This window comes from Herbaspirillum hiltneri N3, from assembly GCF_001267925.1.
Classification (GTDB): Bacteria; Pseudomonadota; Gammaproteobacteria; order Burkholderiales; family Burkholderiaceae_D; genus Herbaspirillum; species Herbaspirillum hiltneri.
In genome coordinates this window covers 2318215-2337449 of record NZ_CP011409.1, presented here as the reverse complement: position 1 = coordinate 2337449, position 19235 = coordinate 2318215, and the positions used below count along the sequence as shown (strand labels likewise).

Below are 19235 nucleotides of genomic sequence, written 5' to 3'. Positions count from 1 at the left end.
CCAAAACTATTTTTCCCGCGCCCTAAACTTCTTCATAGAATGGCCGTTCATGTCATACCTGGTATGCGGCACCGAACGATAACAATCCAAGCCCTCGCAGATCCTGAATTTGCACCAAAAAGTAGTGAACATTGCATTGCCACGGCCCGGCACGCTCGGCCCGAGCCGTCACATCCACTGACAGGGAGGCTGTATGAAATGGTTCTATGATTTGCGAATTTCCAGGAAACTGCTGATTTCCTTCATCCTGGTGCTGGCGCTGACCAGCGCGCTCGGCGCCTTCGCCATCGTCCAGCTCGGCAAGGTCAACCAGGCCTCGACCGACATCGCCGGCAACTGGCTGCCCAGCGTCAGAACCTCGCTGGAGCTGAAGGTCATCCTGGTGCGCATCCGCTCCGTCCAGCTGCAGCACGTGCTCTCTTCCACCGAAGAAGATTTTGTCGCCAACGAAAAGCTGCTCGACGAGATGGTGCCGGCCATGAAGAAGAAACTCGCCGACTATGAAAAACTGATCGACACCGACATTGAAAAAGCCGTCTACCCCCAGCTTGTAAAAAACTTCGATGCCTTCCTGGGGCTGCAAAAAAAGATCCTCGACCTCTCGCGCCAGAACAAGAATGAGGAAGCGCGCGCCGTCATCATGAAGGAAGCCACGCCGATCTACCTGGCGATGTTCGCCAACACCGACAAACTCGTCGCCGCCAACCAGGAAGGCGCGGATCTCGCCGACAAGTCAGCCGAAGCCACCTACGCCTCTTCGCGCATCATGATCGTCGCCATGCTGTCGGCCTGCATCGTGCTCGGCATGCTCATGGCGATGTGGGTCGCGCGCATCGTCTCCAACCCGCTGCGCCTTGCGGTGGACGTGGCGCAGCGCGTCGCCGACGGCGACCTGACCGCCGACATCCGGCCGTCCAGCAAGGACGAGACCGGGCAACTGATGACCTCGCTCAAGGCCATGAACGACAGCTTGTTCAAGATCGTCAGCCAGGTGCGCCAGGGCACCGACACCATCGCCACCGCCTCCAACGAAATCGCCGTCGGCAACCTCGATTTGTCCAGCCGCACCGAGCAGCAGGCCAGCTCGCTGGAAGAAACCGCCTCGTCCATGGAAGAGCTCACCTCCACCGTCAAGCAAAACGCCGACAACGCCCGCCAGGCAAACCAGCTGGCGGTATCCGCGTCGGAAGTCGCGATTCAAGGCGGCACCGTCGTGGAACAAGTGGTCGACACCATGGGTTCGATCAACGATTCGTCGAAGAAAATCGTCGACATCATCAGCGTGATCGACGGCATTGCTTTCCAGACCAATATCCTGGCGCTGAACGCCGCCGTGGAAGCGGCCCGCGCCGGCGAGCAGGGCCGCGGCTTCGCGGTCGTCGCCAGCGAAGTGCGCAGCCTGGCGCAGCGCTCGGCCTCCGCCGCCAAAGAAATCAAGGCGCTCATCGACGACTCGGTTGAAAAAGTCGACACCGGCAGCAAGCTCGTCGCGCAAGCCGGCGCGACCATGACGGAAGTGGTCAGCAGCGTCAAACGCGTCACCGACATCGTCGGCGAAATCACCGCCGCCAGCCAGGAGCAAAGCGCCGGCATCGAAGAGGTCAACCAGGCCATCACGCAGATGGACGAAGTCACCCAGCAGAACGCCGCCCTGGTCGAAGAAGCCGCCGCCGCTGCGCAGTCTCTGCAGGACCAGGCCGCGAAACTGGCGGAAGTGGTCAGCGTCTTCAAGCTCGATAGTGCGCAGGCGAGGACCGTGCCTGCTGCCGCAGTTGCTGTCCCTGCACGCCGTGCTCCGCCGGTGGTCGCAAAGCCGGCCGTACCAGCCCTGCCGCCGCAGCAAAAATCGTCCGCCCCGGCGCCCCGCCAGATCAAGCAGGCCACCGCCGACGACGGCAACGAATGGGAGCAGTTCTGAACCTTGCCGTCGCGCGGGAACAACTGCCGGCAGGCAAAGCCGCGTCATGAGGACGCGGCTTTTTTATGCGGGAGAGCTGCTTGCAAGCCACACAACAACCCGGCAAAAAAATGGGCAGCGCTTCCTTTCCATGCGAGCAGATACCGCCCACATGGATTAGTATCTGGGATATGGAACACCGCAGGATAACGACATCGTCCACGCCCCGGCAGAAGCAACAGCGAGCGGTCGGCGGCAAGCAGGACGGGAGCGCCGCCTGCACGATTCAACACCACCAGGAGGACATATGAAACGCGACAAAGCTCTGATGGCTGACATCCTCAAAACACTGTCTACTTTCGGCACCAGCTACGGCGACATCGAGAAGATCCAGACCAATCTGACCATCCAGGACAACACCCCGCCCGAGCTGATCCAGCATCATCTGCGGCTGCTGCATGATCGCGGCCTCGTCGCCGTCGACATCCACCAGTTCTGGCGCCTTACCGACCAGGGCTACGACGTCGTCGAAAGCGGCAACAACCTGGCTGATACCACGCTCCCGGACGCTCCCCAGAAAGCACGCGGTTTTGACAATTAGCACCATCACTTCCCCCGGCGGCGCATCGCCTGCCGCCGCGCCGCGCCGACTCGTTCTCGACACCAACGTCTGCCTTGACCTGTTCGTCTTTCGCGATCCGCGCTGGGCGCTGTTGCTGCGCGCCATGCGCGAGCGCCGCGTCGAGGCCGTCACGCGCGAAGACTGCCGCATGGAATGGCTGGTCGTGCTCAATTATCCGCACCTGCCGCTCAAGGAAGAAGACAAGCCGGCCATCCGCGCCGAATTCGACAGCCTGATCACCTGCCTGCCCAAGGCCGCCGTCAACACGTTCGGCCTGCCGGTCTGCACCGATCCGGACGACCAGAAATTCCTCGAACTGGCGCTGCAATCGGAAGCCGGCGTGCTGATCACCAAGGACAAGGCCCTGCTCAAGCTGGCCAGGAAGACCGCGCGCAAGAACATGTTCGCCATCATGACGCCGCAAGGCTGGCACGCCTCCGTGGCGGAAGAAATCATGGCATAACGCCATGCCAACCGCCGCGCCGGTGCATCATCGCCGCCGATTTGCACCAAGCGAGTGCCGACGCCGGAAATCCGGCTAAAATGCTTTCTTTCCGCTTTCTTCCAGATTCATTTCCATGAGCCAGCCAGCCAACATCGTCTCCAAACTGCCCCGGGTCGGCACCACCATCTTCACCGTCATGTCCGCGCTCGCGAGCGAAAAAGGTGCGGTCAATCTGGGCCAGGGATTTCCCGATTTCGATTGCGATCCGGCCTTGGTCGACGCAGTAACGCACGCCATGAAAACCGGCCTGAATCAATACCCGCCGATGGCCGGCGTGCCGCTGTTGCGCGAAGCGATTGCACAAAAGATCAGGACGCTGCACGGCCACGCCTACGACGCGCTCAGCGAAATCACCGTCACCGCCGGCGCCACGCAAGGCATCCTGACCTCGATCCTGTGCGCAGTGCATGCCGGCGACGAAGTGATCGTGATCGAACCGGCCTACGACTGCTATGTACCCGCCATCGAACTGGCCGGCGGCATTCCGGTATTCGTCCAGATGACCGTCAGCAGTGACGGCTACAGCGTGCCGTGGGACAAAGTCAGCGCCGCCGTCACGAGCAAGACGCGCCTGATCATGGTCAACACGCCGCACAACCCGACCGGCTCCATCCTCAAGAAAGCCGACGTCAATGCGCTGGCCGACATCGTGCGCGGCACCGACATCCTGATCCTGTCCGACGAAGTCTACGAACACATGGTCTACGACGGCCAGGCACATGAATCGCTGTGCCGCCATCCAGAACTGGCGCCGCGCACCTTCATCAACTCCAGCTTCGGCAAGACCTACCACGTCACCGGCTGGAAAATCGGCTTCGTCGCTGCGCCTGCCGCGCTCACCGCAGAATTCCGCAAGGTGCATCAGTTCAACGTCTTCACCGTCAACACGCCGGTGCAATACGGCATCGCCGAGTACATGAAGAATCCGGCGCCCTACGTCGAACTGCCCGCCTTCTACCAGCGCAAGCGTGATCTGTTCCGCGACGGCCTGAAGAACACCCGCTTCAAATTGCTGCCGTCCGACGGCACCTACTTCCAGTGCGTTGAATACGGTGCGATCTCGGATTTGTCCGAAGCGGAATTCTCCAAATGGCTGACGACGGAAATCGGCGTCGCCGCGATCCCCGTCTCGGCGTTTTACAACACGCCCAAGGAGTCGGGGATCGTGCGCTTCTGCTTCGCCAAGAAGGACGAAACGCTGCGCCTGGCGCTGGATCGCCTGGCCAGTCTGTAAGAACCTGTTCACGATCCGTAGCGAGAAACCATCATCTGGTGGTGGTGCGCGTCAACCACAACAACATCCATCCATGACAGCCGAACTCAAAGCAAGCCGCAACGACGCCACTCTGATCCTCACCTTCGCCAATCCCGGCCGGCGCAATGCCGTCGACAGCAATGTCCTGGCGGCGGCGATCGAGACGTTGTCAAAGGCGGAGCGCGACGATTCCGTGCGTGCACTGGTGCTGACCGGCGCCGAACGTGATTTTTGTGGTGGCATTGAAGCAGGCAAGGATCTCTCGACGCAGATCGCCGCACTGGAAACTCTGCAAAATCTGATCGAGACGCTGCGCAGCTTTCCCAAGCCGGTGATCGCCGCCATCGAAGGCATCGCGCTTGATGCCGGCTTTTCGCTGGCGCTGGGTTGCGACCTGATCGTGGCGGGACAGAATGCCGCGTTCGGTATTTCCCCTTCACAGGTCGGTACCTGGGCCGTCGGCGGCGCCGGCTGGTTCCTGCCCAAATCGCTGCCTCCGCAATGGGTCGCCGAAATCCTGCTGGACGCCGCTCCGTTGCCGGCAGCGCGGCTGCATGGCGCCGGCATCGTCAACCGCCTGACGCCGGACGGCACCGCGCTGGACAAGGCATTGGCGTGGGGCGAGCAATTGGCGGCGACTCCGCCTGCCGCCTTTGAACAGTTCAAAACATTGCTCGCCAGCGCGTCCGCCAGTACATTGACGGAATATTTTTCGCTGGAAAGACACGCACTGCTGACCAGGCGTCCCGGCGCAATCTGATCCGGCGGCGGCAACGCGCCGCTGCCGGCAACGCGTCTCGCTTTTTCGCCATGGCTGCATTGTCTTCATCACATCAGGAGAACATGCAAGGCAATCAAACGGACACTCGCGGCAATGACGGCGCTACGGCGGCGCTGACGCTCGCGACCATTCACAGCGACGCCGAGCTGATGGCGCTGACGCCCGAATGGGAGGCCTTGTGTGCCGCCCTGCCGCTGCAGCATCCGTTTGCCGGACCCGACTGGAATCTCCATTGGTGGCGCCATCTCCGCGCCCGCCGCCTGCTGATCCATGACCGCCTGCATACTTTCGTGCTGCGCGACGCCTGCGGCAAGCTCGTGGCGGTGGCGCCGATGATGATCAGCGTACGTCCCGGCCTCGGCGCCTTCGGCGTCAAGGTGCTGCAATTCTTCGGCGCCGATCCCAACATTACCGAGGTACGCGGCCTGATCTGCCATCCCGACCATAGCGACGCTGCGCTCGCCGCGCTGCAAACCTATCTGCTCGCGCACCGGCATTTGTGGGACTGGATCGAGTGGCAAGGACTGTCGCCGGATCAAGCCCGGCAACTGTCTTCCCCCGGCATTGCGCAGCCGACGGCGCGCGTGATGTGCTACCGGCCTTTGCCGTCCGATTGGGATACGCTCAAAGGCAGCTTGTCGCGCAACATGAAGGAAGCGATCCGCAAATGTTTCAATTCCCTGCGCCGTGACGGCTTGCAGCACACCTTCGAAGTGGTCGGGCGCCCTGTCGATGTCGCCGCAGCGCTGTCCGACTTTTATCGCCTGCACGCCTTGCGCGCAGGCCGTGACGAGGGCGTACCGCATGCCGACACCTTTCGCTCCCGCAAGAGCCGCGTGTTCTTTTCGGAACACGCCATGATGCTGGCGCGCGAAGACCGGCTGCGCATATTCCGCTTGCGCATCGGCGGCAAGGTTGCCGCCACGCGCATCGGCTTCGTCCTGGACGATCAGCTGTATCTTTATTACTCGGGCTACGATCCGCGCTGGAGCGCCTACAGCATCATGACCACGCTGGTCATTGAAACCATGCGCTGGGCCATCGCGCAAGGTTTTCGCAGCGTCAATTTATCCACCGGGCGCGACCGCTCCAAGCTGCGCTGGCAACCGCAGGAAAAGGTCCTGCACAACGCCATCCAGATCTCGCCCCGCACCCGTTCCGCCCTGCTGTTCAACGCCTACACACGGCTGCGCAGTTATCCGCTCATGCATCATTTCTCGCGCAAAAAATAGGTCCCCGGGACGAGCCGGAAAATGCCTCGTCCTCTGCGCGTTTGCAAGGCTTGGGCTACACTAGCCCGGCACTTCTCCTGACGACTCCAGAGGAGATCCGCTCTCCCCTTACGATTATTTTTCATCACCATTTCGCCCCATAAGGAAGATCATGATTGACGTATACAGCTGGGCCACGCCGAACGGCCACAAGGTCCACATCATGCTAGAAGAACTTGGCCTGGACTATCGCACGCACGCAATTGATATCGGCGCCGGCGACCAGTTCACCGATGAGTTTCTGAAGATTTCGCCGAACAACAAAATCCCCGCGATTGTCGATTCGGACGGTCCGGACGGCCAACCAATGTCGCTGTTCGAATCAGGCGCGATCCTGATTTACCTGGCCGGTAAAACCGGCAAGCTGCTCGGCGCCACCGACCGCGAAAAATACAACGTGCTGCAATGGGTGATGTTCCAGATGGGCGGCCTCGGCCCCATGCTCGGGCAGGCTCACCATTTCCGCATCTATGCGCCGGAAAAGATCGAGTACGCCGTCAATCGCTACTCCAATGAAGCCAAGCGCCTGTACGGCGTGCTCGACAAGCAATTGTCCAGGACCGCTTATCTGGCCGGCGACGCCTACACCATTGCCGACATCGCCAGCTTCCCCTGGACGCGCTCGTGGAAGAATCAAGGCATCGAATTGAGCGAGTATCCCAACGTGCAGCGCTGGTTCGACGCCATCAGCGAACGTCCTGCCGTGCAACGCGGCGTCACCGTGCTGGCCGACAAGCGCAAGGCGCTGACCGATGACAAGGCGCGCGATATCCTGTTCGGCAATTCGCAATACAAGAAGCGCTGACCCATCTGTCGCATCCTTCGCCGGGCGGCCACTCGCGCTGCCCGGCAATCCCCTTTCCATCTTCGATTTCATCATTTCCAGGCCTGATCTTGACCTGGTCTTGGCCTGGTCTTGGCCTAGTTCTTTCAGACGTTTTTGGCTCTTTTTACCGGCCGCTTGCGCTCCTACACTTGTGACATCAACCACAAGGAAAGATGATGAGCGAAACGATATTTCTGGCCGGTGCAACCGGCGCCGTCGGCACCGTGCTGATTCCGTTGCTGCGCGATGCCGGTTACACGGTCTACGGCGGCACGCGCCACCAGGCTCGCGCCAGCGCCTTGCGCGAGCTGGGTGCAATTCCGGTACTGGCCGACGTGTTCGACGCCGACACTCTCAAGTCGGAACTGGTGCGCATAGCGCCGTCCGTCATCATTCATCAATTGACCGACCTGCCTCGCGTACCTGATCCGCAGGCGCTGACGCAAGCGGCCGCCGGCAATGCGCGTGTGCGCAGTGAAGGCACGCGCAACCTGGTCGCCGCCCCGCCGGCGCCACGCGCCTGATCGCCCAAAGCATCGCCTGGGCTTATGCGCCCGGCGACAAACCTTATCTGGAAGAGCACCCGCTGGACATCGATGCTGAAGGCCTGCGCCGCGTCAGCGTCGGCGGTGTGATCGCGCTGGAAACCCAGGTGTTGCAAACGTCCGGATTGCAAGGAACCGTGCTGCGCTACGGCCAGCTGTACGGTCCCGGCACCTGGTCGGCCGAGCCGCAAGGGTCCAGCCCGGTCCATGTCGCTGCTGCCGCACACGCCGCCTTGCTGGCCCTGCAAAGCAATGCCACGGGCGTGTTCAATATCACGGAAGACAACACCGAAGCGAGCAATCAGAAAGCCCGGCGCGTGCTCGGCTGGAGTCCGGCCTTCCGTTCCCCGCATGGTGTCCAATCGTGAATGTGCCGCTGCCTGCTCTGCCAACGCGCCGCCATGGCTATCGTCTCTTCCTGCTCGCTGCCGTCGGCACCCTGCTGCTGACACAATCGCCGGTACCCAGGGCGGCCGGCCGCTGGATCGCAGATATCTGCGTCGGCGCCGGCGCTGATGTCCTGCCATTCACCAGCGCAGCGTTGGCGGTGGGTGCCGGAGGCACGGCGAATCCGGCGGCAGCAGCTCCCGCAACCAGCGTCAAAGTGATTTCCTGCGAACCGCTACCCAACGCGCCTGGCAAGTCGATCACGACGATGATGGTGGATTTCCCGCCGCTGGCTTTTTCCGCGCCGCATCGGCATCCGGGATCGGTAACGGCGATCGTGATGGAGGGAACGGTGCGTTCGCAGATGGAAGGCGGCCCCGTCGTCAACTACCAGAAAGGCCAGACCTGGATGGAGGCGCCGTACGAATTGCATGCACTGGCAGGCAATCCCGATCCGGTCAAACCGGCACAATTGCTGGCGATCTTCGTGACCGACAGCAACTGCGGGCCGCTGGTGATTCCCGAACCGCCGCTGCAGAACTGAGGCGTTGCGCGATCAGTAGCGGCGCACGATGAACTCGGCGACGCATACCGGTTTGTCGGCGTCCTCGCGTTCCATGGTGATTTCCCATACCACTTGCGCACCGCCCGGAATCTCTTCCACCGACTGCAGCACGATGCGTCCGCGCACCCTGCTGCCGACCGGCAGCGGCGCCGGGAAACGCACCCTGTTGAGGCCGTAGTTGAGCAGCATCTTGACGTTGCCCATGGAGATGCTCTGGCCCATGATTTTCGGCAGCAGACCCAGCGTCAGGAACCCATGCGCGACAGTGCCGCCGAACGGCAATTCGCGCTTGCTGCGCTCGACGTCGACGTGGATCCACTGATGATCGCCGGTGGCGTCGGCGAACAGGTTGACCTGCTCCTGCGTGACTTCGATCCAGTCGCTGACCGCCACTTCCTGGCCGGCCAATTCGTGCAGTGCTTCAATGCTTGCTATTTCGCGCATACCTGTCCTTGATGATTTCCGTTCGGAAGGATCGTAAAAAAGCGCCGGATGATCGCTCAGCCGGCGCCGTGTCTGCTGCATTTTTCCTTATACCGCGCTGACGTCCAGCACCGCTTCGGTAGCGGCGATCACGTCTTCCTTGGTCACGCCGCTGGCCAGCTCGATCAGCTTCAGGCCGCTCGGCGTCACATCGATCACGCCCAGATCGGTGATGATGCGATTGACCACGCCCACGCCCGTCAGCGGCAGGTTGCATTGCTTCAGGATCTTTTGCGAGATGCTGCCGTCCTTGCCCTTGGCGACATGTTCCATCAGCACCACCACGCGGCCGACGCCGGCAACCAGGTCCATCGCGCCGCCCATGCCCTTGACCATCTTGCCCGGAATCATCCAGTTGGCCAGATCGCCCTGCTGCGAGACCTGCATCGCACCCAGAATCGCGATGTTGATCTTGCCGCCGCGGATCATGCCGAAGGAGTCCGCCGACGAGAAGAAGGACGAGCCGGGGATGGTCGTCACCGTTTGCTTGCCGGCGTTGATCAGGTCGGCGTCGACCTTGTCTTCGGCCGGGAACGGGCCGATGCCGAGCAGGCCGTTTTCCGATTGCAGCCAGACTTCAATGTCCTTGGGGACGTGATTGGCAACCAGCGTCGGCAAGCCGATGCCGAGGTTGACGTAAAAACCGTCCTGCAATTCCTTGGCTGCGCGCGCAGCCATTTCGTCTCTGGTCCATGCCATGATTATTTCTCCTTATTTCGACACGGTGCGTTGTTCGATCCGCTTTTCCGGCGTGGCGTTGACCACGATGCGGTGCACGAAGATGCCGGCGGTATGGATCTGGTCCGGGTCGAGCTCGCCGATGTCCACCAGTTCCTCGACTTCGACGATGGTGATCTTGCCGGCCATGGCGACGTTGGGGTTGAAGTTGCGCGCGGTCTTGTTGAAAATCAGGTTGCCGGCACGGTCGGCCTTCTGCGCCTTGACCAGCGAGATGTCGGCTACCAGCGAGCGTTCCATGACGTACCGGGCGCCGTCGAACTCGCGGATTTCCTTGCCTTCGGCCACCAGCGTGCCCACGCCGGTCTTGGTGAAGAACGCCGGGATGCCGGCGCCGCCGGCGCGCAGCTTCTCGGCCAGCGTACCTTGCGGGGTGAATTCGAGCTCCAGTTCGCCGGCCAGGTATTGGCGTTCGAATTCCTTGTTTTCACCAACGTAGGAGGCGATCATTTTCTTGATCTGGCGGGTGTTGAGCAGCTGGCCCAGGCCGAAACCGTCGACGCCGGCGTTGTTGGAAATCGCCGTGAGGTTCTGTACGCCGGAGTCGCGCAGCGCGGCAATCAGTGCCTCAGGAATGCCGCACAGGCCGAAGCCACCGACGGCGATCGTCTGGCCGTCCTTGACGATGCCGGATAACGCGCTGGACGCGTCGGGATAGACTTTATTCATGCTGTCGCCTCTCTTTTCTGTTGTCTTCAGTTGCCTTCTGTTGCTTTCTGTTGCCGATGCCGCCAAAACTTGCCGGCTCATTCTAATCCATCCCCATGACAGCAGCTTGACGCCGCCGCCGGGCAGAACTTTTAAACAGGCATGGCTTTATTGTCGTTGAGATCAAGCCAACCCTTGATGATGCGGAAAGCTTTCCAGATCCACGCCAGCGACCAGATCAGCACCGCCAGCGGAATACCAACCAAGGTCATCCAGATCACACCGCCGGCAAACATCCAGAACAGATACCACCAGAACGAACGAATCTGCCAACGATGGTGGCTGTAGACGAAGGTGTCGGCAGCGTCGCCGCGCTTGATGTAGTTCACGATCAGCGGCAGCCACGACAGCATGCCCAGCGACAGCACCAGGCTAAGCCCGTGGAAGATGTACAGCCACCACGCCAGGTCCTTGGCCGATTGCAGCCTGGCATCGAACACCAGTTCCTGATTTCCCTGAGTTGTCGTATCCATGCTTTTCTCCTGTTGCTGACGATTAAGCCACTATATTCAAGATGCCGTCGAGCCCGACAAAGTTCAATGCCACGCTCGCCTGCGCGCGCACAACGGGTTTTGCGCGGAACGCCACCGAGAGGCCGCTCACGCCCATCATCTTCAGATCGTTGGCACCGTCGCCCATGACGATGGCTTGCGACGTCGGCACTCCCAGTTCGGCGCAGACGCGTTCTACGGTCAGTCGCTTTTCCTCGGCGTTGACGATGCCGCCAAGCACTTTCCCGGTCAGCTTGCCGTCGACGATCTCCAGTTCATTGGAATGTGTGTAGTCAAGACCGAGGCGGGTCTTCATGCGATCGGTAAAGAAGGTAAAGCCACCCGACACCAGCAGCGTCTTAATGCCCACAGCCTGAATCGCCTGCAGCATCTTTTCTGCGCCCAGGGACAATTCCAGGCGCTCATCGTAGACGCGCTGCAAAGCACCGGCATCAAGCCCTTTGAGCAAGGCGACGCGGCGCGTCAGGCTTTCGTTGAATTCGATCTCGCCGCGCATGGCGGCTTCCGTGATTTCCGACACTTGAGGCTTCAGTCCCTGCATGTCGGCGATCTCGTCGATGCATTCAATCGTGATCAGCGTCGAATCCATGTCCATCGCCACCAGCTTGAAATCCTTGAGCGTGCGGCCTGCTTCGATGAAAGCGTAGTCAACTTGCCGCGCCAGGCAGACGGCGTCGATTTGCGTCTTGAGTGCCGCGCTGGGGATAACGCCCTCGCAACGCCAGGCATGCGCGTTGATATCCACCACGCGCTGCGGCTGCGCCAGCGCGATGATGGCATCGACGTCGTCGCGATTGGTATTAAGTCCTTGCAAGATCAGATTCATGTTGCGTCTTCTTCGTATTTTAAAAATGGGTCAGCCGACCAGCGAGCGCATGGTCGCCTTGATTTGCATCACGCGCGCGTTGAGGTCGGGCATGTTGGCGGTGATGCGCAACTTGTCCTGGCCGTTCAGTTTGATGTGGCGATTCTTCTGGATCAGTTCAATGATGCGCATGGCGTCGACCGGTGGATTCGGCACGAATTGCAGCAACGCCGATTCGGCGTGCGCGTCGATCTTGATGATGCCGAGCGGCTTGGCGGCAATGCGCAGGCGATGCGTTTCGACCAGCGCCTTGGCGACTTCCGGCAACTTGCCGAAGCGGTCGATCAACTCCTCCTGCAAGGCATCGATGGTGTCTTGCGAGGTGCAGTTGGCGAAGCGCTTGTACAGCGACAAGCGTTCGTGCACGTCGCCGCAATAGTCGTTGGGCAGCAAAGCCGGCACGTGCAGATTGATCTCCGTGGTGCTGGCCAGCGGCGCCGCCAGGTCCGGCTCGCGGCCGTCCTTGAGCGCGCGTACCGCTTCGCTGAGCATGTCGGAATACATCTGAAAACCGATCTCGTGCATCTCGCCGGACTGGCTGTCGCCGAGCACTTCGCCGGCGCCGCGGATTTCGAGGTCGTGCATGGCAAGGTAGAAGCCGCTGCCGAGTTCCTCCATCTGCTGGATCGCCTCCAGGCGGCGCTGCGCCTGTTTGGTCAGGCCCTTGACGTCATTGACCAGCAAATAGGCGTAGGCCTGGTGATGCGAACGGCCGACGCGGCCGCGCAACTGATGCAACTGCGCCAGGCCGAACTTGTCGGCGCGATGCATGATGATGGTGTTGGCAGTCGGCACGTCGATACCGGTCTCGATGATGGTCGTGCACAGCAGGATGTTGGAACGCTGCGCGACGAAATCGCGCATGACCTTTTCCAGGTCGCGCTCATGCATCTGGCCGTGTGCGATGACCACGCGCGCTTCCGGTAACAGCGCTTCGAGCATGGCCTTGCGGTTCTCGATGGTATCGACTTCATTGTGCAGGAAGTAGACCTGGCCGCCGCGCTTGAGCTCGCGCAGACAGGCTTCGCGGATGGTGGACTCGCCTTCGGCGCGCACAAAGGTCTTGATCGCCAGGCGCTTTTGCGGCGCGGTGGCGATGATCGAGAAATCGCGCAAGCCTTCCAGCGCCATGCCCAGCGTGCGCGGGATCGGCGTGGCGGTCAGCGTGAGCACGTCGACCTCGGCACGCAGCGACTTGAGCGCTTCCTTCTGGCGCACGCCGAAGCGATGTTCTTCGTCGATGATGACCAGCCCCAGGCGCGAGAACTTGACGTCGTCGGACAGCAATTTGTGGGTGCCGATGATGATGTCGAGCGTACCGTCCGCCATACCCTTGATGGCTTGCGTGACTTCCTTGCCGGTGCGGAAACGCGACAGCTCGGCGATGCGCACCGGCCAGTTGGCGAAGCGGTCAGCGAAGGTCTGCGCATGCTGCTCGGCGAGCAAAGTGGTCGGCGCCAGGATGGCGACCTGCTTGCCGCCCATGACGGCGACGAAGGCGGCGCGCAGGGCCACTTCGGTCTTGCCGAAACCGACGTCGCCGCAGATCAGTCGATCCATCGGCTTGCCGCTGGTCATGTCGCCGATGACGGCATTGATGGCGGCGGCCTGGTCGGGCGTTTCTTCAAAGCCGAAACTCTCGGCGAAGGTCTCGTAGTCGCGGGCGGAGTACTGGAAGGCGTGGCCTTGGCGCAGCGCCCGGCGCGCATACAGATTGAGCAGTTCGGCGGCGGTATCGCGGATTTGCTGCGCGGCCTTGCGCTTGGCTTTTTCCCACTGGCCGGAACCGAGCGAATGCAGCGGTGCATCTTCCGGAGAGGCGCCCGAATAGCGCGCGATCACATGCAGTTGTGAGACCGGCACGTAGAGCTTGGTTTCCTTCGCGTATTCCAGATGCAGGAATTCTGTCTCGCCCTCGCCCAGATCCATGCTGAGCAAACCCATGTAACGGCCGATGCCATGGTTGGCATGCACCACCGGATCGCCGATCTTGAGCTCGGACAGATCGCGCACCATGTGCTCGACTTGGGTGACGTTTTCCTGTTTCTTGCGGCCGACGCGGCGCCCGGAACCGGCGTACAGCTCGGTCTCGGTAATGAAGGCGACCTGCTCCTGCTCCAGCTCGAAGCCGGCATGCAGCGGCGCAACGCCCAGCATCAGCGGTTCGGTGTTACCGAGGAAGCTGTCGTAGCCGTCGCACAGCGCGGGATGCAGGTCGTATTCGGCAAAGTATTGCTGCAATGTCTCGCGGCGGCCGTTGGACTCGGCGCACAGCATGACGCGCTTGCCGGTCTTGAGCAGGTAGCCGCGCAGGTTGGTCAGCGGATCGTCGATACGGCGGTTCACGGCGACATTGGGAATCGCTGCCGACAAGGCGGATGGCGCGTCGTCGGTTTGCAATACCCAGCGGCCGTAGGGCTTGACCAGCGTGAAGAAATCTTCGTCGGTGAGGAACACCTGTTCCGGCGCCAGCACGGGACGTTCGCGGTCGGCCTTGAGGAAATTGTGGCGCGACCGCGTGTCGCTCCAGAAGCGCTTGATGGCCTGGTCGATATCGCCGACCGTGGCGAACATGCCGTCCTCCGGCAGGTAGCGGAACAGCGTGGCAGTCTCTTCAAAAAACAGCGGCAAGTAATATTCGATGCCGGCCGAGGCGATGCCGTTGCCGATGTCCTTGTAGATCGCCGACCGTGAGGGATCGCCTTCGAACACTTCGCGCCAGCGGCTGCGGAAGGAGGTGCGCGAAGCTTCATCCATCGGGAATTCCCGGCCCGGCAGCAACCGCACTTCGCGCACCGGATAAAGCGAGCGCTGGGTATCGGCGTCGAAGGTGCGGATGGTTTCGATGGTGTCGCCGAACAGGTCAAGGCGATACGGCAGCGCCGAGCCCATCGGGAAAATGTCGATCAGGCCGCCGCGCACTGAATACTCGCCGGGCGACATGACTTGCGTGACGTGGGTGTAGCCGGCCAGCGTCAGCTGCGACTTCAGGCGCGCCTCATCGAGTTTCTCGCCCTGCTTGAAGAAGAAAGTGTAAGCCGCGAGGAAACCCGGCGGGGCCATGCGCAGCAAGGCGGTGGTCGCCGGCACGATCAGCACGTCGCACTGGCCGTTCTGCACTTCATACAAGGTGGCCAGGCGTTCCGAGACAAGATCCTGGTGCGGCGAGAAGGCGTCGTAAGGCAGCGTTTCCCAATCGGGCAGCAGGTGGCAGCGCAGCGCACTTTCACCTTCGCCGCCTTCGACCCGGCGCTGGAACCACGGGATTTCCGCCAGCAGGCGCTGGGCGTCGGTGGCGTTGGCCACGACCACGGTCAGCATGCGCTTGTCGGCTTTCAGGGCAATCGCGGCTTGCGCCAGCAAATAGGCGTCGGCGGAGCCATGCGGCGCCGGAGGAACGAAGCGCGCACCAGGCTTGGGAAGGGATTTTTTCAGGTCAAAAGACATTGGCTGGATCGGGAGGCGCTCGGGAGCGCGCAAAATACTGCGAAAGAAGCCAAATTTGGCTTTAGAATTCAGCCTCACATTATAAACGAAGCCCTCTGCTGGCAAGGCTGCGCCCCAAGGCGCCGCACGCAGGCATTTCCTGCGCTCTTGCCGTCATGGCGCCCCGGTATGACCGCTTCCGCATCGTCACCTCAGGCCCGACATTTTGCACTGATTCCCGCAGCCGGCGTCGGCGCGCGCGTGGGCGGCGCCATCCCCAAGCAATACCTGCCGCTGGCCGGCAAGCCGATGCTGCAATATGCGCTCGACACCTTCGCCGCCAGCACCGCCATCGCTCACACTTTCCTCGTGGTCAGCGCCGGCGACGGCTACATCGATGATTTCCTGGCGACGCAGCCGCAGCTGGCGGGCAAGCTGACGGTGCTGCGCAACGGCGGCGCCACGCGCCAGGACAGCGTGCTCAATGGCTTGCAGGCGATCGGCGCGCAGCTCGGGGGCGACGACTGGGTACTGGTGCATGATGCGGCGCGCCCGGGACTGACTGCGCAGCTGCTGGATCGCCTCATCGCCGCGTTGCATGACGATGAAGTCGGCGGCCTGCTGGCGCTGCCGGTGGTGGACACGCTCAAGCGCAGCGGCGGCGCGCCGGCGCAACGCGCGGAGGCGACCGTCCCGCGCGATGCGCTGTGGGCGGCGCAGACGCCGCAGATGTTCCGCTACGGTTTGCTGAAGCGGGCGCTGGAACAGGCGCATGCGCAAAACCGCGTCGGCGACATTACCGACGATGCCAGCGCCGTCGAGATGCTGGGACTGCAGCCGAAGCTGGTTGAAGGCAGCCCGCGCAATTTCAAGGTGACGCTGGCGCACGATGTCGCGCTGGCCGAACTCTTCCTGAAGACGTAAGGATATAAAGGATATATAGCATGGCGTTTCACCCTCCTCCATTCCGCATCGGCCAGGGCTACGATTGCCACGCGCTGGTGACCGGCCGCAAGCTGATCATCGGCGGCGTCGACATTCCGCACAAGACCGGCCTGCTCGGACATTCTGACGCGGATGTGTTGCTGCACGCCATCACCGATGCGATTTTCGGTTCGGCCGGACTGGGCGACATCGGGCGACATTTCCCCGACACCGATCTGCAGTTCAAGGGCGCCGACTCACGCGTGCTGCTGCGCGAAGCGGTCAAGCGCCTGGCCGCCTCCGGTTATGCGATTGGCAACGTCGACGCCACCATCATCGCGCAGGCGCCCAAGATGGCGCCGCATATTCCGGCCATGGTGGCGCATGTGGCGGCCGACCTTGGCATTACTCCTGAGCAAGTAAATATCAAGGCCAAGACCAACGAGAAACTGGGCTACCTGGGGCGAGAAGAAGGCATTGCCGCCGAGGCGGTGGTTTTGGTATACAAACCGACTGCAAATTAAATCATTCTCATAGAGTGAAAAACGCTTGCATTGGCGATTTAATCGGTATAATTAAAGGGTCGTTAAGATTCGAGTTGGTAGTGCGGTATCAGTCTGTCATTCCTCTCTAGGTTTAAACGATAATAACGGGCAAAGCCCACACTAACTTATTTAGGAATTAACATGGCAACTGGTATCGTAAAGTGGTTCAATGACTCGAAGGGCTTCGGCTTCATCACTCCTGACGAAGGCGGCGAAGATCTGTTCGCGCACTTCTCGGCTATCCAATCGAACGGCTTCAAGTCCCTGAAAGAAAACCAACGCGTTTCTTTCGAAGTGACTACTGGTCCTAAGGGCAAGCAAGCTTCGAACATCGTCCCGCAATAATTGCGCAGATAAGCGAATCGATTCGTCGGTTCGCTTCGATGATGAAAAATCCCCGACATGTCGGGGATTTTTTTCGTCTGCAGGGTTGATGAAGGCTCGACATTGGCCCTCCCAAAGCCATGCCTTGCGCCCTGTCCCAATAAAAAACGCCCGGCAATGACCGGGCGTTTTTACGTATGCAGCGGCTACTGCGAAACGACGATCTCAGTGCAGATCGCCGCCTCGCCGGCGCCTCAGATTTCTTCGATCAGATTTCTTCGATCAGATTTCTTCGATCAGATTTCTTCGTACAGCGGCAATGTCAGGAATTCGGCAAACGTCTCCGACGTCGACATGTCTTCGAAGATCTTCGCAGCGCGGTCGTAGGTCGGACCGTTGCCGGCCACTTCCTTGACCTTGGCCAGTTCTTCCGGAATCATCGCGCGCACCATGTCGGCGGTGACCTTGCGGCCATCTTCCAGATTGCCCTTGCTGCTGCGGATCCATTGCCAGACTTGCGCACGGCTGATTTCCGCGGTGGCGGCATCTTCCATCAGGTTGTGGATCGGCACACAGCCATTGCCGGCCAGCCAGGCGCCCAGGTAGTGGATGCCGACGTTGATGTTGTAACGCAGGCCGGCTTCGGTGATTGGCGTTTCCGGCTGGAAGTTGAGCAGGTCCGCTGCCTTGACGTCGACGTCCGGACGTTGCTTCTCGAACTGGTTCGGCTTGTCGCCCAGCACCGCCACGAACTCCTTCATCGAAGGCTCGACCAGGCCCGGGTGAGCAACCCAGCCGCCATCGTAGCCGTCGGTCGCATCGCGACGCTTGTCGTTGATGATGCCCTGCATGGCGATGGCGTTCTTTTCCGGATCGTTCTTGATCGGGATCAGTGCGCTCATGCCGCCGATGGCCGGCGCGCCGCGCTTGTGACAGGTCTTCAGCAGCAGCAATGCATACGAACGCATGAACGGCGCGGTCATCGTGACCTTGGCGCGGTCGGCCAGGCAGAAGTCCTTGTCGTTCTTGAATTTCTTGATGCAGGAGAAGATGTAATCCCAGCGGCCGGCATTCAGACCGGAGCTGTGTTCGCGCAGTTCGTACAGGATTTCTTCCATTTCAAAAGCGGCGGTGATCGTTTCGATCAGCACGGTGGCCTTGATGGTGCCTTGCGGCAGGCCGATTTCGTTTTGCGCCATCACGAAGATGTCGTTCCACAGGCGTGCTTCCAGGTGCGACTCCATCTTCGGCAGATAGAAGTAAGGACCGGCGCCGCGCGCCAGTTGCTCCTTGGCGTTATGGAACAGGAACAGCGCGAAGTCGAAGATGCCGCCGGAGATGCGCTTGCCGTCGATGGTGACGTGCTTCTCGTCCAGATGCCAGCCGCGCGGGCGCACCACCAGCGTGGCGATCTTCTCGTTGAGCTTGTAGCTCTTGCCGTTCGATTCCAGCGAAATGGTACGGCGGATGGCGTCGAACAGGTTGATCTGGCCGCTGATCTGATTGTCCCAGACCGGCGAATTCGAATCTTCGAAGTCGGTCATGTAGCTGTCGGCGCCCGAGTTGAAGGCGTTGATGACCATCTTGCGCTCCACCGGGCCGGTGATTTCGACGCGGCGGCATTTCAGTGCTTCAGGAATCGGTGCAATCTTCCAGTCGCCGCTGCGGATGTTCGCAGTCTCCGGCAGGAAGTCGGGACGCTCGCCGGCGTCGAGGCGCTTGACGCGTTCCACGCGCGCGGCCAGCAATTCCTGGCGGCGCGACTCGAAGGCGCGGCTCAATTTGGCTACCAGCGCGAGCGCGTCAGGCGTCAGGATCTGTTCATAACCGGGCTTGATTTCACCAGAAATCTGCATCCCGGCCGGCAGTGTCAATTGCGTCATGCTGTGCTCCTAAGTAGATAAAAAATCGGATGACAATGTCTTGTCGGATTATATTTTTGTGTACTTAGTATATTTAAACTAAATCCACATGAGTGAAACGTTTTATCACTTTATCTTTGCGTTTTAGTCACAAGTGACGAGATAATGGCTGCGCCGCTTCCAGCCTTCGAGAG

Annotated in this window: 18 protein-coding genes and 1 pseudogene; 12 read left to right on the top strand and 7 right to left on the bottom strand. The window is 61.0% G+C overall.

What is annotated here, in order from left to right:
- Window positions 1–193 precede the first annotated feature (193 nt).
- From F506_RS10645 to F506_RS23645, 9 genes and pseudogenes are all read left to right on the top strand, one after another.
- Complete coding sequence (locus F506_RS10645; RefSeq protein WP_053197305.1) at window positions 194–1918, top strand: methyl-accepting chemotaxis protein; 1725 nt, start codon at window positions 194–196, stop codon at window positions 1916–1918.
- Window positions 1919–2204: 286 nt separating this feature from the next.
- A complete protein-coding gene (locus tag F506_RS10635) occupies window positions 2205–2498 on the top strand; it encodes a hypothetical protein (protein ID WP_053197295.1) in 294 nt (97 codons plus the stop codon).
- Window positions 2488–2982: a putative toxin-antitoxin system toxin component, PIN family gene (locus F506_RS10630; RefSeq protein ID WP_053197293.1), complete on the top strand. Its 495-nt coding sequence runs from the start codon at window positions 2488–2490 to the stop codon at window positions 2980–2982. The genes F506_RS10635 and F506_RS10630 overlap by 11 nt, the downstream gene beginning before the upstream one ends.
- A gap of 115 nt (window positions 2983–3097) precedes the next feature.
- Entirely contained in the window at window positions 3098–4258 is a 1161-nt protein-coding gene (locus F506_RS10625) for a pyridoxal phosphate-dependent aminotransferase (RefSeq protein ID WP_053197292.1), read from the top strand.
- Between the two features lie 73 nt (window positions 4259–4331).
- Complete coding sequence (locus F506_RS10620; RefSeq protein ID WP_053197290.1) at window positions 4332–5039, top strand: enoyl-CoA hydratase-related protein; 708 nt, start codon at window positions 4332–4334, stop codon at window positions 5037–5039.
- 83 nt (window positions 5040–5122) lie between these two features.
- Window positions 5123–6292 carry a GNAT family N-acetyltransferase gene (locus F506_RS10615; RefSeq protein ID WP_053197288.1) on the top strand — a complete coding sequence of 390 codons (1170 nt, stop codon included), beginning with the start codon at window positions 5123–5125 and terminating at the stop codon, window positions 6290–6292.
- A 151-nt stretch (window positions 6293–6443) separates the two neighbouring features.
- On the top strand, window positions 6444–7136 hold the full coding sequence (locus F506_RS10610) for a glutathione binding-like protein (RefSeq protein ID WP_053197286.1): 693 nt from the start codon (window positions 6444–6446) through the stop codon (window positions 7134–7136).
- Between the two features lie 197 nt (window positions 7137–7333).
- Window positions 7334–8070: pseudogene (locus tag F506_RS10605) on the top strand (NAD-dependent epimerase/dehydratase family protein).
- A complete protein-coding gene (locus tag F506_RS23645) occupies window positions 8067–8633 on the top strand; it encodes a cupin domain-containing protein (RefSeq protein WP_053197284.1) in 567 nt (188 codons plus the stop codon). Before F506_RS10605 ends, F506_RS23645 begins: the two are co-directional and overlap by 4 nt.
- Window positions 8634–8645: 12 nt before the next feature.
- On the opposite strand, the gene F506_RS10595 is transcribed toward F506_RS23645, so the two are convergent.
- From F506_RS10595 to mfd, 6 genes are all read right to left on the bottom strand, one after another.
- On the bottom strand, window positions 8646–9098 hold the full coding sequence (locus F506_RS10595; protein WP_053197282.1) for a MaoC family dehydratase: 453 nt from the start codon (window positions 9096–9098) through the stop codon (window positions 8646–8648).
- 87 nt (window positions 9099–9185) lie between these two features.
- Window positions 9186–9836 (bottom strand): 3-oxoacid CoA-transferase subunit B, encoded by a 651-nt coding sequence (locus F506_RS10590; RefSeq protein ID WP_053197280.1) that lies wholly within the window; start codon window positions 9834–9836, stop codon window positions 9186–9188.
- A gap of 12 nt (window positions 9837–9848) precedes the next feature.
- Window positions 9849–10544 carry a CoA transferase subunit A gene (locus F506_RS10585; RefSeq protein WP_053197277.1) on the bottom strand — a complete coding sequence of 232 codons (696 nt, stop codon included), beginning with the start codon at window positions 10542–10544 and terminating at the stop codon, window positions 9849–9851.
- Between the two features lie 131 nt (window positions 10545–10675).
- On the bottom strand, window positions 10676–11056 hold the full coding sequence (locus F506_RS10580) for a DUF4870 family protein (protein ID WP_053197275.1): 381 nt from the start codon (window positions 11054–11056) through the stop codon (window positions 10676–10678).
- A 22-nt stretch (window positions 11057–11078) separates the two neighbouring features.
- Window positions 11079–11921: a phosphoserine phosphatase SerB gene (serB, locus tag F506_RS10575; RefSeq protein ID WP_053197273.1), complete on the bottom strand. Its 843-nt coding sequence runs from the start codon at window positions 11919–11921 to the stop codon at window positions 11079–11081.
- 30 nt (window positions 11922–11951) lie between these two features.
- A complete protein-coding gene (gene mfd, locus F506_RS10570) occupies window positions 11952–15407 on the bottom strand; it encodes a transcription-repair coupling factor (RefSeq protein ID WP_053197270.1) in 3456 nt (1151 codons plus the stop codon).
- Window positions 15408–15575: 168 nt separating this feature from the next.
- Here mfd and ispD point away from each other — a divergent pair, with 168 nt between their 5' ends.
- The 3 genes from ispD to F506_RS10555 all read left to right on the top strand — a co-directional run bounded on the left by ispD (window position 15576) and on the right by F506_RS10555 (window position 17200).
- A complete protein-coding gene (gene ispD / locus F506_RS10565) occupies window positions 15576–16310 on the top strand; it encodes a 2-C-methyl-D-erythritol 4-phosphate cytidylyltransferase (RefSeq protein WP_053197268.1) in 735 nt (244 codons plus the stop codon).
- A gap of 20 nt (window positions 16311–16330) precedes the next feature.
- Complete coding sequence (gene ispF / locus F506_RS10560; RefSeq protein ID WP_053197266.1) at window positions 16331–16834, top strand: 2-C-methyl-D-erythritol 2,4-cyclodiphosphate synthase; 504 nt, start codon at window positions 16331–16333, stop codon at window positions 16832–16834.
- 162 nt (window positions 16835–16996) lie between these two features.
- A complete protein-coding gene (locus F506_RS10555; protein WP_053197264.1) occupies window positions 16997–17200 on the top strand; it encodes a cold-shock protein in 204 nt (67 codons plus the stop codon).
- Between the two features lie 275 nt (window positions 17201–17475).
- Here F506_RS10555 and aceB read toward each other — a convergent pair whose 3' ends face one another.
- Window positions 17476–19062, bottom strand: a complete 1587-nt coding sequence (gene aceB / locus F506_RS10550; protein ID WP_053197262.1) for a malate synthase A — start codon at window positions 19060–19062, stop codon at window positions 17476–17478.
- Window positions 19063–19235 lie beyond the last annotated feature (173 nt).

What these genes read in the sequence shown, in the direction of transcription:
- F506_RS10645 (WP_053197305.1), top strand. Translation starts at nt 194, where the DNA reads ATGAAATGGTTCTATGATTTGCGAATTTCCAGGAAACTGCTGATTTCC.
- F506_RS10635 (WP_053197295.1), top strand. Translation starts at nt 2,205, where the DNA reads ATGAAACGCGACAAAGCTCTGATGGCTGACATCCTCAAAACACTGTCT.
- F506_RS10625 (WP_053197292.1), top strand. Translation starts at nt 3,098, where the DNA reads ATGAGCCAGCCAGCCAACATCGTCTCCAAACTGCCCCGGGTCGGCACC.
- F506_RS10620 (WP_053197290.1), top strand. Translation starts at nt 4,332, where the DNA reads ATGACAGCCGAACTCAAAGCAAGCCGCAACGACGCCACTCTGATCCTC.
- F506_RS10615 (WP_053197288.1), top strand. Translation starts at nt 5,123, where the DNA reads ATGCAAGGCAATCAAACGGACACTCGCGGCAATGACGGCGCTACGGCG.
- F506_RS10610 (WP_053197286.1), top strand. Translation starts at nt 6,444, where the DNA reads ATGATTGACGTATACAGCTGGGCCACGCCGAACGGCCACAAGGTCCAC.
- F506_RS10595 (WP_053197282.1), bottom strand. Translation starts at nt 9,098, where the DNA reads ATGCGCGAAATAGCAAGCATTGAAGCACTGCACGAATTGGCCGGCCAG.
- F506_RS10590 (WP_053197280.1), bottom strand. Translation starts at nt 9,836, where the DNA reads ATGGCATGGACCAGAGACGAAATGGCTGCGCGCGCAGCCAAGGAATTG.
- F506_RS10585 (WP_053197277.1), bottom strand. Translation starts at nt 10,544, where the DNA reads ATGAATAAAGTCTATCCCGACGCGTCCAGCGCGTTATCCGGCATCGTC.
- F506_RS10580 (WP_053197275.1), bottom strand. Translation starts at nt 11,056, where the DNA reads ATGGATACGACAACTCAGGGAAATCAGGAACTGGTGTTCGATGCCAGG.
- serB (WP_053197273.1), bottom strand. Translation starts at nt 11,921, where the DNA reads ATGAATCTGATCTTGCAAGGACTTAATACCAATCGCGACGACGTCGAT.
- mfd (WP_053197270.1), bottom strand. Translation starts at nt 15,407, where the DNA reads ATGTCTTTTGACCTGAAAAAATCCCTTCCCAAGCCTGGTGCGCGCTTC.
- ispD (WP_053197268.1), top strand. Translation starts at nt 15,576, where the DNA reads ATGACCGCTTCCGCATCGTCACCTCAGGCCCGACATTTTGCACTGATT.
- ispF (WP_053197266.1), top strand. Translation starts at nt 16,331, where the DNA reads ATGGCGTTTCACCCTCCTCCATTCCGCATCGGCCAGGGCTACGATTGC.
- F506_RS10555 (WP_053197264.1), top strand. Translation starts at nt 16,997, where the DNA reads ATGGCAACTGGTATCGTAAAGTGGTTCAATGACTCGAAGGGCTTCGGC.
- aceB (WP_053197262.1), bottom strand. Translation starts at nt 19,062, where the DNA reads ATGACGCAATTGACACTGCCGGCCGGGATGCAGATTTCTGGTGAAATC.